This window comes from Roseateles depolymerans (genome assembly GCF_003387155.1).
In the GTDB taxonomy this organism is placed as follows: Bacteria; Pseudomonadota; Gammaproteobacteria; order Burkholderiales; family Burkholderiaceae_C; genus Roseateles; species Roseateles depolymerans.
On record NZ_QUMT01000002.1, the window covers coordinates 979,341 to 994,210 of the forward strand.

Sequence of the window (14,870 nt, forward strand, 5' to 3'; positions counted from 1 at the left end):
GATGGACGGCGGAGGACGGCGGGAGTGAGGTTTTCGCAGGGGCCGCTGAATCGAGATCCGGCCTTCCGCGATCAGAACCGGTACCAGAGACTGGCGCTGAAGGTCTGTTGCGACTTGGCTTTGGTGAGCGGCGAATGCGCCGCATCGCCCACCAGCCGCGCATCCAGCCACTGGCCGCTGATCGACCAGCGAGAGGAAAACTTGTGCTCGCCATTGAGCGCAATGCTCCAGTCCATCATCCCGGCGCGTGGATGCCATTCCGGCAGGCCGCTGGCCAGCGCCTCACGCGGGCCAATGCCATAACTGCTGCGCAGATGCGCGGCGTTGGCGAACGTCGTCGCGAGGGTGACGCCGATCAGGTCATCGCCGATGGGAATGCCCGAAGTCATGCCGAGCTCCAGCTGTTGACCGTCGTGATGGCGCCCGCTTCCCCAGGACGCGCCCGATTGCAGCAGCAGCCAGGAGGTCGCCTGCACATTGGCAAAAGCTTCGGTGGTGATGCGCGAGCCCAGGCGGTCGATGCCTTGCGGCGTCACCCGCGAAGGCCGGCCAAACTGCGGCCACAGGCGTGCGCCTGCTTGCCAGGTCTTGGCGGCCTCAGCATCTGCCAGCAGCGGGACCAGGTTCCATCCCACCCCCAGGTCCGTGGAGACGAAGGCACCGCTGGGCGCGAGGTATTCGACGGCAGGCAACAGGTCGTTGCTCCGGGCGCGGGAGCCCGGCGCCGACGGCCAACTGCGGGTGGAGACACCGCCCGACCAGGTCGATTCGGCGGGGGGCGCGTCCATCAGCACGAGGCTTCCAGCGGCCCAGGACGAAGTGGCGCTGGCCAGAACGCCGGCGCAGAGCAGCGGCAGGCGGAGCAAGCGGGGCAGGGCGTTGGCGGGCGTTGGGAAGGTCACGCCGAATTCTAGGGAGCGGGGGCAGTGCGGACCTTGCTTGAGGCTGTCGGCTGGCCGTCGACGGGCCGTCGACGGGGCGCGTCCGGCTGCCAGGCAGGCGGTCAAGCTCGCCGGGCCGCGCTCGTGTCGTCAAGACTGACGTTCGTCACATTGGACGGCAGGGCGGCCCCGGACGCCCGCTTTCATGCGACGAGCGGCCTGGGGTCGGCGTCTTTGGGGGCGCGCGTTATTGCACCGGTTGAACCGTTTCGAGCAGTAACGGAAACTGCTGATCCATGTCTGGCTTGAAGCCTTTTTCCGCCCAGCTGACGACGTCGCTCAGCGGGTAGAGGCTGGGCGAGAAGTAGATCGTGAGGTAGGTGCCGTTGGTGAGCCGAAACAGCTGCGTCGTGATGCGGCAGTCATAGCCGCAGTGATGCTCCACGTTCTGCGAGTCCGTCAGGGTGCCGTAGATGTGGGTGCCCTGACGGTTTACGGGAACTCCAGCGCCCAGGTCCACAAGCCCAGCTGACGCGGTGTAGGCATGGCACTCGACGGTGCGATTTTTCAGCCGGTCTGCCGTGGGTGGAGTGGCCTTGACCAGTGTGGTGAGCAAGGAGGTCTCCTGTTTGGGCTGGCGGACGCCTCCGCCGCAGGCCGCCAGGAAGAATCGGTACCGTTGATCCTGATTGTCCGCGGCGATCTTGGCCATGAGCCGCAGCGCGGCTTGCGTCACGTCATTGCCGGCTTCATCGTATAGGTTGGTATCGCTCCCGCCGTGGCCAATGACGATAACCGCCTCGCCTGCGTTCAGTCGGCAATCCACATTTTTGAAGTCACTGTCGGGGCCGAGGTTACCCAGGCATCCGTGCAACGGGTGACTCTGCGAGGCCAGGTAGAAAGCAGGGTCGGCGGGGTGCAGCGCTGCATGCTTCAGCTTCATGAACTGGGCGCCATCAGACAGCGGGCCAGGCTTTTTGGAGAACAGGTAGATCATCAGGTTGCCTCTTCAAAAATACGCGACATCGCGAACCTGAGGGTCTCCAAAAAGTGGCGAACCGGAATCAGAGGATGCGGCAGAAGCGTAAGGCGAAGGGCCGATGAAGCCCGGCAGTTTCTCCGAGGGGGAGAACTTGCGGCAGCTGGCGCTTATCAAAAAAAAACCGGGCCAGAGCCCGGTTCTTGATGCGCGCGTCAGTCCGCGGAGATTCCTCCTGATCAGGGGCAGGTCAGCTTGGCCAGATTGGTGCCAGCACCCGCCACGGACGGCAGCCGCGCCTTCACGCAGCTCGGGGCGTCCGGGGTGTAGGTGTAGGGAATCGCCACCGGGAAAGTGGCTGTGGTGGTCCATGCGGTGGCATTGACCCACGGGCTGCTGCTGCCATCGCTCCACTTGATGCCGTAGGTGCTGAAGTCCGCCGGCTTGGTGATGTTGTTGTTGCGAAGTTCCCAATAGCCGATGGCGGAGCTGTCCCGCGAGGTCACCGGGTTGTTGGCGTTCTCGAAATAGTTGGACTCCACCAACGAATAGCCGCCCATGCGGATGTTGACCCCCGACGCGCTGATGCCGCTGTAGAGGTTGTTGTAGAGATGGGTGTAGCCGCCCCGCTGCAGCGGCACCCGCGAACCGATGTTGGCGAAGTAGTTGTGGTGGAACGTGACGTACCGGTCGCTCACATCGCTGTCGCTGCTGCCCATCAGGCCGACCTTGTGGTGGTCGTGCAGGTGGTTGTAGCTGTAGGTGATGTGGTGGGCGCCTGCCTTGTTGTCCACCAGGCCATCGAACTCCAGGTCGCCAGCACCGGAACACTCCGCCATCGAGCTGAAGAGCGTGTTGTGGTCCACCCAGATGTAGCCGGGATACTTGCCGCTCTGGCCTTCAATGCCGATGGCATCGATGGAGCCGGGCAGCAGGCCGATGGTCATGTTGCGGATGATGATGTTGCTGGAGGCTGCCTTGATCGCCAGTCCGAAGTTGGCCGCCGATCCGTTGGCCCCTTGGATGGTGATGTCGTTCTTGTTCTTGATTTCAACGATGTCGCCCGCCGCCTTTTTCCACTGCGTGCAGGGGTCTGGAATGGTGGAGAAATCAAAGGTGCCGGTGTAGGTGAGCACCAGACCGCCGCTGCCGCTGTAGGCATCGATGGCGGCCTGCATTTGCGCAGCCGTGCTGACGCTGACGGCCGTCTTGCTGCCGCCGCCGGTGACGGTGCCTGCAAAGCCGCCGGTATTGGTGTCGGTGGTGGTGGGCGCGGAAGGGGCCGGCGACGGTGCCGGCGGGGTTGAAGGCGATGGGGCCGGCTTCGGCGCAGGGGTTGGGGAGGTCGTGGGGGACGGGGCAGGGGCCGGTGTTGCGGCCGGGCTCGGCGCCGGTGAAGTCGTTGGGCTCGGCGCCGGTGAAGCGGATGAGCCGGGCGCGGGTGCGGGCGAGGTCGTGGGACTTGGCGCTGGCGCCAGGCTGGTGGTGCCACCCGAGGCGGCTGGCGAGGGCGAAGGTGCAGCCACCGGCGTGCCGCCGCCGCTGCCGGAGGTAGAGGTGTCGGTCTCAGCGTTGCTGCCGCCGCCACCGCAACCGACGGTGATGGCTGCAGCGGCCAGTGCAGCCGCGAAATAGCGGAGCTGGGCGAGCTCCACCGGTCCAAGTTGAGTGCGTGTCATAAAGGTCAGTTGTCGCAAATGAGCGCAGCTCCGCCGAGCCGTCCACTGCGACGTCCCAACCGCTGCTCCATGCCTTCGCCGACACGCACGTACCTCGCGTCCATGCTCGTGCTCAGGCCCCTCGTCTCGTGGCAAAGGGCCGTTGTGATTGTGGTGGTTGGCCTTCGCTCTCTGTATGGGCTGGTGTGTTCGCCAGCGCACGGAACTCTACGGGTTGAACGCTTAACGAACCCGTTACAAGCCGTAAAAAGTGCGATGAAACGGCTACGGTGCGGGAACGTCCCGCAGCTGAAGCCGGTGCACGATCTGGTCCCGGCAGGAAGTCAGGACCGTCTGCGCAAAGGCCGTGTCCGGCATGGCTCTGGCCAGGGCCACAGCACCCAGCATCTCGGATTGAATTGACAGGGCCAATGCCTGTGTGTCGGCGTAACCCGCTTCTTCCAGAAGGGATGCGAGGCGATTCAACGACCGTTTTGCACCCTCCAGAAAGGCAGCGCGTACCGTCTGCGTCATGCGCGGGAGATCGCCCGACAGTGCCGCCATCGGGCAGCCCATGTCCCGTTGCTCGCAGTGCTCTGGACTGAGGTATCGCTCCACGAGGGCCACCAGCCGCTGCGGCGGTGGCAGGTCTTGCAACGCCTCCAGCAGCAGGGCGTAGCTCTCATCGAACATCCACAGAATGGCTTCTCGCAGAAGGTCGTCCTTGCTGCTGAAGTGCGCATAAAAGCCTCCGTGCGTCAGGCCGACCTGTCCCATCAGGGAGGCAATGCCGATGGACTCCGGTCCGTGTCGCCGGATCGCCTTGGCGGTGGCGGCGACCACCTTTTCGCGGGTCCGTTGCTTGTGCTGGGCGTCGTAGCGCATGTGCTTGGTGGGGGGTGATCCCAGGCCGACTGCACCTGGTGCCTTGCGATGCGCAAATCATACGGGCAGGACTCGGCGGTCCTAGCGTACACCATTACAAGCGTTATATGATGCCCAACATTCAATAACCAAGCATTGCCTGGCACTCATCCTGTGGGTGGGATGCGGCCAGCGAGAACAGAGGAGATCCGTGTGAAGACTTTGCCCAAGATTCGGCCCCATTCCCTGCTGGTGCTGGCTGCAGGACTCGCCTGCGCCAGCCTGGGCCATGCCGCTGCCTTCAAGCTCAAGGAGCAAAGTGCAGTCGGGCAGGGGCGGGCCTTTGCGGGCTCGGTGAGTGAGGCGGACGACGCCGCAGTCATCGCCAACAATCCTGCCGCCATGGCCTTCATGGGCGGGAACATCTTCCAGGCGGACGCTTTCGTCGTGAACTACTCCGCCAAGTTCAGCGGCAGTGGGCGTGACGCACTGGGGCGACCGCTGTCGGGCGGCAATGGCGGTGACGCCGGCACGACCGCCGTCATTCCTTCGATCTATTTCCACACGCCCGTGAACGACCGGTTCCATCTGGGCTTCTCCGTCACGGCGCCCTTCGGGTTCAAGACGGAATACGACGACGGATGGGTCGGTCGCTATCAAGGCCTGAAGACGTCGCTCAAGACGGTCGACGTGGGCGTGTCGGGGTCGTACAAGGTCAACGACACGCTGTCGCTGGGTGTCTCGGTCTTTGCCGAACGGCTGGATGTGGAACTTGGGAATGCCGTGGATTTTGGCGCCCAGTTGGCGGCGTCCAAGGTGCCGGGCTTCCTGCCGACCAGCGCCGATGGGCGCTTGAAGATCAAGGGAGACAACACCGAAGTGGGCTACACGCTCGGCGCGCTGTGGCGGCCGGCGGCTGGCACCGCAGTGGGGCTGGCTTATCGCTCCGAAGTCAAGCACAAGGCACGGGGCGTGGACGCGACGTTCACCGTGCCGACCGCTGCGAATGCGGTGCTGTCGGTGGCCGCTCCCAACACCTTCGTGAACAGCTCGGTCGACACTGACATCACATTGCCGGACTCCTGGACGCTCAGCATCAGCCAGCGCCTGAATGACCGCTGGACGGTGATGGCGGATTACTCCCGGACCTACTGGGGCAAGTTCGACAAGGTGGTGCTGGATTTCTCCTCCAACCTGCCCAACCAGACCCTGAACTTCGGCTACCGCGATGCGTCCTTCTATTCCGTGGGCGCTGATTACAAGCTCAACGACGCGTGGACCTTGCGCGGTGGCTTCGCCTACGACCAGACGCCGGTGACCGATGCCGTGCGGGACGTGCGGGTGCCTGACGTCAGTCGTCGCTGGTTGTCGCTGGGGGCCACATGGCGGGCGAGTCCGCAGCTGACGTACAGCCTGGGCTACACCCACCTGTTCATCAGCGATACCACCGTCAACTTGACCTCCGCCTCGGCCAGCACCTTGCAGGGTCGCTACAAGCTTGGGAGCGACATCCTGGCCGTGTCGGGCCGCTACAGCTTCTGACCGTTCGGTCGGTCTTGCCTCCGGGATCTTGGCTGGTCGCCAGCCCGGCGGCAACTGAGCGTCTCGCCAAGCGAGGCGTGAGGTCCGGAGCGATTCGATACCGATCCAGGGTTGTCTGCGGTCTTCGCTGCGACAACTCCTTCGCCTCAGACGGCAACGTCTGGGGCTTTTTTTAAGTCTGAAGTAGGGCGGTGCGGTATGGCGGGCCGCGGAACCCTGTTGAGGACGGGCAGATGAGGGACATGCTGCAGGCGGATCAACTCTCGAAGCGCGGCAACTACGGCGGCGTACCGCGCCGGCGGCGCTGAGGCCGATATAGAGCCTCGAACACAGAAATTCAGACAGCCCCGCCTTCTTTGAAAGGTCACATAATGCACCTTGTAGTATCTATAGGGGCAATTGACCAACCGAAGGCCCATGTGCCCAGCCGACAGCTTCCCGGCTCATCCACCCCAGGATCACCGCGCTGCACTTCAGCTCCATCCCCCAACGCCCCCAGCTTCACCGAGCAATCCTCACGCGTTGCGACGCATGCAGTGACCCATCCCAACTTCCCAGTCCGCTGACCCCGCGTGAACAGTCCATGTACTTTCGGTTGGTCGAGACATTTCCAGACCACGTGGTGCTGGCGCAGGTAGCGTTTTCCGCCATCCTCACCACCAAGGACCGACCCACACGCGCGACGTTCGACCGCAAGGTCTGCGACTTCGTTCTTTGCTCCAAGGGGTTTGAGGTCATCGCCGTGATCGAACTGGACGATGCCAGCCATCAAGGGCGCGAACAGGCCGATGCCAAGCGCCAGGCCTTGCTGACCCGTGCCGGCTACCGCGTGGAACGTTTCGCTCAAATCCCTGACGCAGGCGTTCTACGTGCCAGGCTGATGCCGCCCGCGCCCAGTGCGGCGAACCCTCAGCAACACCCTGTCTCATCACAACAGCACGCACCCTCAGTGGTATCTGAAAGCGCCGACACCGCCCCGCGTCGCAAGGCCACACGCGCGGTCTAACGCAAGCCGCCGCTGGCAACGGTGCCGGCGTAGACGCCTCAATACCGCGCCCACTCCGTCTCCGTTGCATTGCGCCGCCTCAACCCCGTCAGCATCACATCGCCGCCCGCCTTGGCGGGCTCCACGGCCGCTCGCAATCGCTCCGCGGCCGTGCGCACCGCACCGAACACCGCCGCCAGACAATCCGCATCTGCACGGCGTCCCACCCAGTTGCCGACGCCCGTGGCGCCGCCTGCCAGCACCGCCATCAACAGCGTGCTGACCGTCGCCTTCAGCGCATGCTCCGCCGCCGCGATCATGTCGGCTGACGAGCCAGCCGCCGTCGTCCCATTGACCGCCGTGCCCGGCACACCCTCATGCCCTAAAGGCGCTCCCGTCGCCCCGAGCCCCTCCGACCATCCCAGTTTCGGCACCAGCCCCAGGTTGATGCCCATGAGCAAGGCCACCAACGGCGTCATCACCAGCCCTGTCACCGCCCAGGTCGAAGGCGCCAGGGCCCCGGCACCGAGCCCCTGGCCGAAGGCGGACACGGATTTCCCCATCGTGCGCCGCCATCCGTCTCCCTGCTGAGACCGTTCAATCATGTCGGGAAGGTTGTCCTGGGTCAGAACCTTGAAGTCCCTAGAAGGGCGGCTATCCAGCCGACGCCGTGTGAGCAACGCTGTCGCGCCTCCGGAAAAGAAACCGCCGCCCGCGTCGCCCACGAAATCCACATGGTCCCGAAATGCACGATCCACGCCGTCCGGAAACGCCGCGCCATACACCACGGACGGGATCACCGCCCGCAGCAGCGCATTCTTCACAAAGGTCGCTGCTGCGGATGTCCCCGCGCGCACCCGCAGGTCACGCGATTTGGGCAAATGCAGCTTCTGCGCCAGCGGACTGACAGACGCCCCGGAGCCTCCATACGCCAGCGCACGATACACAGCCGACGCGCCGCTACCGGCGGCCGAGTCGGTCCATCCGATCATGGCGCCCGCCAGCGCGCCAAACGCCAGTGCACCCGGAACGCCACCGGCCGACCCCAGCAGGCTGGGCGCCAACTGGGGCGCGATACCCCACAGGAAGGCGGCCATGCCCGCCGGATAACCGACCTGTGCCAGCACACCGGTCAGAAAGGCCAGCCTGTCGTCGTGCCGATTCACCTGATCCAGAAACGCCCGGACCTGCTCGGGCGTGTTCAACCCGTGATCGACCAGGATGATGGCGGCTTCCCGCAACGCCTGTTGGCCCTCGGCCGCATGCGCCTTGGCATCCAACCCCATCCGCTGCATGGCATCGGTCAGCCCCGGCGTGAGGTGGCCCACCAGCTTGCGTACCTCCGGCTCGATGGCAGCAGCCGTACGCAGCGCCTTCGCGCTCGGCCCGGTCTCCCTCCCGGCCCCCTGCCCGGCTTTCAAGTCTGAACGTGCCCCTGCACCCGACGCCAGAGATCCCGCTTCAGCAAGGTGATACCGACGCCGCACCTGCTCGACCAGCGCGTCGAACCTGATCTCCGACCCGGACCGGCTGCCGTCCTCAGCGCCCGCATCGCTGTCGATCTGCACATGCAGATTGGCGAGCGCCTGTTCCGACGCGTTGGACAGCGCTTGCCGCCACTGGTTGCTCGTGATGCACAGCGCCTCCGTCAGTTGCTTGCGCGGCACTTCCACGTTCACGCGCCGCGCCATTTCCGCAGCCGCTTGAACGATCCAGGGCTGCAAGTCCGGATCAGCACCGCAAAAAACGGGGGAGCCCTCCTCCGTTTGTTGCCTTGCAGCCTGAAGGCTCGACGCTGCTTGCTGCAGCTGGCTTTCCAGCAGGGCCTGCGCACGACCCTCCAGCGACTTCTGAAGCCGCTGCGTGGCGGCTTCTCGCACGACGTCCGATCGCGCGGTGCCCGCCAAGGTCGCCAGCATGTCGCCAGTGGTCGTGGCGACGCGCTCCAGGTAGTCTTTTCGCAGCCCCGACAGCGTCTCAGAATCGAGCGACAAGGCCCTGGCCCCTGCGGGTCCAGCCGCTTCTCGACAGGTCTCCCCGCTCCCCTCCGCCTCCCCCGCGACCCACGCATCCGCGCTGGCGGGCACGTCCGCACTCATCGACATCCGCATCACAGTGGTCTCCCTGAATGGCATCCAGACATTGGTCCGGATTAGTCAGCAGGCTGCGGGCGGGGTTCTCGCTGGAGTCGGTGGAGACGCTTGGGAGTTTCCTGTAAGGGCTTTCCTGGACCCGACGGCTTACTTCACCAGCGGACGGATGGTCGTGAAGCCACCGTCCACCGGGATGATCTGCCCGGTGATGCGGCTGGCCTGGTCTCCAAGCAACCAGGCCAGCACCTGCGCCACCTGCTCGGCCGACTGCACGCCTCCGAGCGGGTACTGCCGCCCTGCCCCTTCTCGCATCGCCGGCATGCTGAGGATGCCGGCGGTCATGGGCGTTTCCGTCATGCCAGGCGCGATGGCATTGACGCGCACGCCCTGCGCGGCATACGTGGCGGCGGCGCTGCGCACCAGCGCCTCCACGCCGCCCTTGGCCGCGGCAATGGCTTCATGATTGGCCACGCCGATGCGCGCCACCACCGAGCTTGCGAAGACAGCCGCCCCGGGAGCGCCCTTGAGCGCCGCCATCCACGCCTGCAGCATGAAAAAGGCGCTGTCCAGATTCACGCGGATGATGTCGCGATAGACCTCGGGCTTGGTGCGATGCAGCGGCGCAATCAGCGTGGTGCCGATGCAATGGGCCAGCACGGTGGGCGCTGCGCCCAGCCCCTCCACACAAGCCTGCACGGCCGCTGCAGCCCCTTCCGGCGTGGTGACGTCGGAGCCGATACGCAAATCGACCGGCACATCGGCCAGCCGCTCAGGATCCCGGCTCACGCCGGCCACCCGCAGGCCTTGTGCGCGGAGCTGGCCGGCCAGTGCGCGGCCGATGCCGCCCGAAGCGCCGGTGATGAGTGCAATGGAAGTCATGATGTCGGGTCCTTGGGGTCGTGATGTCCGGGGAATGAGAGGCCATGCGCGCGCGGCGGGCCCGGGAGCGCCTCACCACGCCGGTCGTGGGCGCTGCGAGAGCAGCTCCTCCGCGGTGTGCAGGCCTTTCACGGCCCGGCGCCACCATTGCGAGAAGCTGTCGCAGCGCTGCGGCACGTCGGGAAACAGCGACGGCGGCGGCATCCAGTCCGCCCAGCTGCCGGCCCAGGGCCGCAGGTGCTCGTCCCACTGGCCCCGCACCTGCGCAGCGCGGGAGAGCTGGTGCTGCAGCGCGGCAGCATCGCTCCAGCAGCGAATGGGGGTGAGCGCGGCCATGCGCTCGTCCACGAAGCGCCAGCGCACGTCACTCCACGGCCAGGCCTCGTGAAACTCCTTCAGATAGACGCCGATCACCAGCGTCTGCGGTGGCAGGTCCTGCGGCAGCTCGCCCAGGCTCCAGGGGTGGACCAGCCACACCTCGCGTCCGTCGACCGGCACCGCGTCCAGCGGATTGCGCGCCATGGAGGGCGGGGGCGCACTGTGCAGCCGCGGCTCCTCGACGCCGTCCACGGGCGTGGCCCATGCTGGGTCGACTTCCGGGTCGATCTCCGGTTCGGCTCGCCGGGAGGCCGTTCGCGCCCATGCCTCCAGCGCGTCGTAGGACGTGTCCACCACGCTGCCCGGGCTGTGCCAATGCGGCGGTGCATAACGGGCCACGTTGTCCGCATTGAACAGATACGGTTTGGTGCTGCCGGTGCCAGCCACCCATTGCCAGCTCAAATGGTTGCTGGCCAGGTCGCCGTCCAGCAGGTGGCCGTACATCCAGTCAGCGCCGGCGCGCCAATGCACCTTGCGCAGATGCACGACATAACTGGCCAGCCACATGCGGGCATGGTTGTGCAGCGTGCCGGTGACATAAAGCGTCTTCACCGCCTGGTCGACGACCGGCACACCGGTGCGCGCCTGGCGGATGTCGTCCGGCAGGGTGCGGGCATAGGCCGAGTCCGGCAATGGCCCGTCGTGCAGCGAAGACGCAATGGCCTCGCCCCGATGACGCCAGACATGCCGAAAAAACTCCCGCCACCCCAGCTCATAAACAAACTTGTGGTCGATCTCCAGCGCATGCCGGGCATTCACATCGGCCAGCACTTGCGGCAGCGTGAGCAGGCCATGGGTGATGTAGGGCGACAGTCCTGTGACCGCGCCTTCGATCGCGTTGCGGGTGCGGGCGTAGGCAGCCGGCCGGACAGCGGCCAGGCGACGCTGTGCGGCGTCGAGGGTCGGGGTCAACGGCGGCAGGCCCTGCGGCGAGAGGGAGGACGACGATGAAACCGCTGGGGACAACAAGGGCTCGTCGCCCCCATCCCGAGCCGGGTCCGGCAGATGCTGTCTACGCATGGCGGCCCTCCCCCAAGTCGGCGTTGAACAGGCCAAGAATGCAGCGGGTGCGCCAGGTCTCGATCGTCATATCAGGCCATGTCCTTCGTAGCGGCCACATCCACTTCGGCGGACCGATGCAAGGCCTGCACCAGTGCCAGGGCTGACAGGTAGGCGCCTTCCACGCCTTCCATGCCGTTGGCGGTGAACAGATCGCCGCACACCCCCAGGCCCAGGCGTTCGTCCCACCAGTGCTGCGGCGCCGGCGGCAGCGGATGCGCGGGCGTGCGTCCGAGGGGTGGCAAGGCATACCGCCAGCGATGGACCACGGCGTGGGCCCACCGCACTTCGTGGCCCAGGAACACCTCCAGGGCGGTGCACAGCTGATGCTTCACCCAGCCGGCGTCCTGCTCCAGGTTCAACCGGCTCCATCCGGCCCGTGCGTGGACCACCCAGTGCGCATGACCCGGATCGGCCGCTCGGCCGGGGCGGCGGTCATTGCGGATGACCCAGGCCAGTGGCCCGAGCTCCGGGCGAGCGAGCGACCATTGCGATTCACGGGCGGCAGAGGCGTCTTCTTCCCGCGCCACACCCATCAGGGTCCAGCAGGGTTGCATCGGGACCAGGGAGGCAAATCGCGCCCAGTCGTCCCTCAATCCGTTCAGCAACGGCGCGGCCTGCGCGGGGGGAATGGCGAGCACCACTGCGTCAAATGCATCGGGATGCACTTGCCCGCCCGCATGCAGCCGCCAGCCGGTGGCGTCCCGGGTCAGGCGGTCCAGTGCGAAGCTCCACTGGGCCGGCACGTCGGCCAGCAAATGCTTGCACAGCAGCGGCATTTCAGGGGTGACGACGTACAGCGCAAGGTCCTGCTCCAGCGCAAGACTGTCGGGCGCGAGCGCGGGCTGCCAGGGAGCCACGAGGCCCTTGTCCTGCATCGTCTGCACGAAGGCCCGGAACACCTCGCTGCGCGCGACGAAGCCCAGCGCGCCGTGGTCCAGCCGGGCCCGGCCCTCGCTGCCGTTTTCCTGGATCCACTCGAATCGCCGCGTGGCCAGACGGCCGCCGGCGCCCCGCGACTTGTCGAACACCTGCACCGCATGGCCGGCCTGATGAAGCGCTTGTGCACAGGCCGCGCCTGCGATTCCAGCGCCGATGACAGCAATTGAAGCGGGTTTTCTTGACAACATGAGTCAATCCTAAGGGGTTTATGACTCAAGAACGATTCAGGTCTGCATAATGTGGGCATTATTGGATCATGAAGCGATTCAAAAGGAGGACGCCATGTCCCAGTCCACACCCTCGCTGACGCCCTTGACGGCCAGCACCGACGAAGATGTTTCCCTGCGTCGTAGTGGCGCGGTGGCCAGGATGCTGCGCATGCCGGTAGCCACGCTGCGTGTCTGGGAGCGGCGTTATGCGTTGACGCCGCCGCGTTGGTCGTCCGGCGGGCAGCGCCTCTATTCCGCGGAAGATGTGCGTCGCCTGGCGCTGATCAAGCAACTGACCGAACTGGGCCACGCCATCGGCAGCCTGGCGACGCTGGACATGACGCAGCTGGAAGCGGTTGCGGCGACGCATGTCGGTGCCCTGTCGGTGGCCACGCGCAAGGACCATGGTCCGCGTCTGCACACTTTCAGCGGCCCCTGGCGCCTGGCGGTGGTCGGCTCGGCGCTGGCGGCCCGTTTGGACCGCCCTTCCCTGCGCCGTCGGCTGGGCCGCACGGTGGAGGTGATCGGGCCGTTCGAATCGATGGCGCAGGCGGGTGAGGCCATGAAGCGGGACGATGCGGACGCCCTGCTGATCCACCAGCCCCATCTGCATGCGGGCTGGCTGGGAGAGCAGGAGGCCGCCGCGCCGCATCTGATGGGCATCCCGATGGCCGTGCTTTACGTTTTCGCGGCGGATGCCGTCTGCGAATCACTGGCGACCGTCGGCACCACGCTGCTGCGCGAGCCGCAGCCGGACGTGGTCATTGGCCAGTGGCTGCGGCAATTCGCGGTGGAGACCAGCGACGAGCCGGACCTGGGCAGCAGTGCCGGGTCTGCGGCCTTTCCGTCCCCCGGCACTCGCCGCTGGGACGACGACACATTGGTGGCCTTTGCCAGCAAGTCGTCGACCGTGGCCTGCGAATGTCCACGGCATGTGGCGGAACTGCTGATGCAGCTTTCCCACTTCGAGAGCTACAGCGCCAATTGCGAGAACCGCAGCCCGGCCGATGCGTCCCTGCATGCCTACCTGCGTCAGGTGGCGGCAGAGTCCCGTGCGCGGTTCGAGGCGGCGATCGAGCGGGTGGCTCAGCACGAAGGCTGGCCCCTGCCCGCCCCTGCGACGCCAGCACCGGCACCCGCCCCGGCCGCGCCGGTCCCGATGCCGGGGTCCAGCGTGTTCGCGCCGCGCTAAGCCAGACCCTGCTAAGTTAGACCGCGTCAGGCCCAGCCGAGCTCAGGCTGCCGGATTCCGCGACGCCCTGTATGCCTTGATCTGCGGCATCAGCACCTCCCACCGGGCCTTGGCCTGGGCGGGCCAGATTTCGCTGGGGGAGTAGTACGCCTCGAAGGCGGGCACTCCTTCCGGCAGCGTGAACCAGGGCTGCCGGCTGCTGGTGAAGATGTGGATATCCGGCGGCAGCAGGTCCGGCTGATCCAGCGTGCCCACTCTCACGAAGCGGGTCAGCGGCCCGGAGCCCGCATAGTGGCTCCACACCGCCACGTGGCAATGGGGGCAACGAGCGATCTGCTGACCCGAGCCGCTGGCGGAGGGTGTATCCACCAGCACCGGCGCTTCGCCCAGATTGACCACCCGGTCGGACTCCATCATCGCGTTGATCGCGAAGGCACCACCCGATTCCCGCTGGCACCATCGGCAGTGGCAGCAATGCACGATGATCGGCTTGGACAGCAGCCGGTAACGGACGCGCCGGCAATCGCAGCCGCCTTCCATGCCTTCCATGGGCTCACTCATGATCCACCTCAGCGTGTGAACGGAAGCGCCACGCCCAGCACGCCGAACATGCCGCCGCAAGCGCGATTGAATTGACGGCCGGTCTTTTGCAGCCAGGGCCGGATGCGGAAGGCCAGGCGCACCAGCCCGTATTCGACCAGGCCTTCCACCAGCGCAAAGGTGGCGGCCATGATGACGAACTGCAGCATCAGGCTGCGAGACGGATCGATGAATTGCGGCAGGAAGGCGCCGTAGAACAGCAGCACCTTGGGGTTGGAGATGGCGGCCAGCAGTCCTTGCCGGAAGAGCATGGTCCGGGGCGCGAGCGAGCCGGTCCCGCTGCCGCTGCCAGTCTGCACGGGCGTCAACTCAATGGCCGGCGCGCGCCACAGCTTGAACCCGAGCCAGCAGAGGTAGGCGCCGCCGATCACCTTGAGCGCGGTCAGGGCGCCGGAGACGGTCTGCAACAGCGCACTGATGCCGAGCATCGAGAGCCCGATCAGCAACACGAAGCCCAGTGCGCCTCCCAGAACTGTGAAAGTGGCACGGCGATGGCCATACAGCGCCCCGTGGCTGAGCACCAGCAGGCTGTTGGGGCCGGGAGTAACAGACAGGCCAACAACGGCCAGCAAATAGATCAGCCAGGTGTGCAACGCCATAGGGTCCGCC

13 protein-coding genes are annotated in these 14,870 nt (G+C 66.1%); 3 read left to right on the forward strand and 10 right to left on the reverse strand.

Annotated features, from left to right (window positions below; all coding sequences use genetic code 11):
• Positions 1 to 71: 71 nt before the first annotated feature.
• From DES44_RS12255 to DES44_RS12275, 4 genes are all read right to left on the reverse strand, one after another.
• A complete protein-coding gene (locus tag DES44_RS12255) occupies positions 72 to 902 on the reverse strand; it encodes a MipA/OmpV family protein (RefSeq protein WP_058935179.1) in 831 nt (276 codons plus the stop codon).
• Between the two features lie 226 nt (positions 903 to 1,128).
• Positions 1,129 to 1,878, reverse strand: coding sequence for a hypothetical protein (locus DES44_RS12260; protein WP_058935180.1), 750 nt, complete (start codon positions 1,876 to 1,878; stop codon positions 1,129 to 1,131).
• 221 nt (positions 1,879 to 2,099) lie between these two features.
• Positions 2,100 to 3,539 (reverse strand): pectate lyase family protein, encoded by a 1,440-nt coding sequence (locus DES44_RS12265; RefSeq protein WP_198164766.1) that lies wholly within the window; start codon positions 3,537 to 3,539, stop codon positions 2,100 to 2,102.
• Between the two features lie 264 nt (positions 3,540 to 3,803).
• A complete protein-coding gene (locus DES44_RS12275) occupies positions 3,804 to 4,403 on the reverse strand; it encodes a TetR/AcrR family transcriptional regulator (protein WP_058935183.1) in 600 nt (199 codons plus the stop codon).
• 192 nt (positions 4,404 to 4,595) lie between these two features.
• Here DES44_RS12275 and DES44_RS12280 point away from each other — a divergent pair, with 192 nt between their 5' ends.
• The gene (locus DES44_RS12280; protein WP_198164768.1) at positions 4,596 to 5,924 is read left to right on the forward strand and encodes an outer membrane protein transport protein; all 1,329 of its coding nucleotides are present in this window, start codon (positions 4,596 to 4,598) and stop codon (positions 5,922 to 5,924) included.
• A 562-nt stretch (positions 5,925 to 6,486) separates the two neighbouring features.
• Positions 6,487 to 6,930: a DUF2726 domain-containing protein gene (locus DES44_RS12285; protein WP_257720742.1), complete on the forward strand. Its 444-nt coding sequence runs from the start codon at positions 6,487 to 6,489 to the stop codon at positions 6,928 to 6,930.
• A 38-nt stretch (positions 6,931 to 6,968) separates the two neighbouring features.
• Here the strand turns inward: DES44_RS12285 and DES44_RS12290 are convergent, their stop codons facing one another.
• The 4 genes from DES44_RS12290 to DES44_RS12305 all read right to left on the reverse strand — a co-directional run bounded on the left by DES44_RS12290 (position 6,969) and on the right by DES44_RS12305 (position 12,448).
• Positions 6,969 to 8,996, reverse strand: a complete 2,028-nt coding sequence (locus DES44_RS12290) for a hypothetical protein (protein WP_147307063.1) — start codon at positions 8,994 to 8,996, stop codon at positions 6,969 to 6,971.
• Between the two features lie 153 nt (positions 8,997 to 9,149).
• On the reverse strand, positions 9,150 to 9,881 hold the full coding sequence (locus tag DES44_RS12295; protein WP_058935187.1) for an SDR family NAD(P)-dependent oxidoreductase: 732 nt from the start codon (positions 9,879 to 9,881) through the stop codon (positions 9,150 to 9,152).
• A 72-nt stretch (positions 9,882 to 9,953) separates the two neighbouring features.
• Entirely contained in the window at positions 9,954 to 11,279 is a 1,326-nt protein-coding gene (locus DES44_RS12300) for an FAD-binding domain-containing protein (protein WP_083525589.1), read from the reverse strand.
• A 71-nt stretch (positions 11,280 to 11,350) separates the two neighbouring features.
• The gene (locus DES44_RS12305; protein ID WP_083525590.1) at positions 11,351 to 12,448 is read right to left on the reverse strand and encodes an NAD(P)/FAD-dependent oxidoreductase; all 1,098 of its coding nucleotides are present in this window, start codon (positions 12,446 to 12,448) and stop codon (positions 11,351 to 11,353) included.
• Between the two features lie 94 nt (positions 12,449 to 12,542).
• Between DES44_RS12305 and DES44_RS12310 the strand changes: the two genes are divergently transcribed.
• On the forward strand, positions 12,543 to 13,661 hold the full coding sequence (locus DES44_RS12310; RefSeq protein WP_083525591.1) for a MerR family transcriptional regulator: 1,119 nt from the start codon (positions 12,543 to 12,545) through the stop codon (positions 13,659 to 13,661).
• Positions 13,662 to 13,703: 42 nt separating this feature from the next.
• Here the strand turns inward: DES44_RS12310 and DES44_RS12315 are convergent, their stop codons facing one another.
• On the reverse strand, positions 13,704 to 14,222 hold the full coding sequence (locus tag DES44_RS12315; protein ID WP_058935189.1) for a GFA family protein: 519 nt from the start codon (positions 14,220 to 14,222) through the stop codon (positions 13,704 to 13,706).
• Positions 14,223 to 14,230: 8 nt separating this feature from the next.
• Positions 14,231 to 14,860, reverse strand: coding sequence for a LysE family translocator (locus tag DES44_RS12320; protein ID WP_058935190.1), 630 nt, complete (start codon positions 14,858 to 14,860; stop codon positions 14,231 to 14,233).
• Between the last annotated feature and the right edge of the window lie 10 nt (positions 14,861 to 14,870).

Excerpts from the sequence above, each read along its gene's own strand:
- DES44_RS12260 (WP_058935180.1), bottom strand. The coding sequence starts at position 1,878 with ATGATCTACCTGTTCTCCAAAAAGCCTGGCCCGCTGTCTGATGGCGCC.
- DES44_RS12265 (WP_198164766.1), bottom strand. The coding sequence starts at position 3,539 with ATGACACGCACTCAACTTGGACCGGTGGAGCTCGCCCAGCTCCGCTAT.
- DES44_RS12275 (WP_058935183.1), bottom strand. The coding sequence starts at position 4,403 with ATGCGCTACGACGCCCAGCACAAGCAACGGACCCGCGAAAAGGTGGTC.
- DES44_RS12295 (WP_058935187.1), bottom strand. The coding sequence starts at position 9,881 with ATGACTTCCATTGCACTCATCACCGGCGCTTCGGGCGGCATCGGCCGC.
- DES44_RS12300 (WP_083525589.1), bottom strand. The coding sequence starts at position 11,279 with ATGCGTAGACAGCATCTGCCGGACCCGGCTCGGGATGGGGGCGACGAG.
- DES44_RS12305 (WP_083525590.1), bottom strand. The coding sequence starts at position 12,448 with ATGTTGTCAAGAAAACCCGCTTCAATTGCTGTCATCGGCGCTGGAATC.
- DES44_RS12310 (WP_083525591.1), top strand. The coding sequence starts at position 12,543 with ATGTCCCAGTCCACACCCTCGCTGACGCCCTTGACGGCCAGCACCGAC.
- DES44_RS12315 (WP_058935189.1), bottom strand. The coding sequence starts at position 14,222 with ATGAGTGAGCCCATGGAAGGCATGGAAGGCGGCTGCGATTGCCGGCGC.
- DES44_RS12320 (WP_058935190.1), bottom strand. The coding sequence starts at position 14,860 with ATGGCGTTGCACACCTGGCTGATCTATTTGCTGGCCGTTGTTGGCCTG.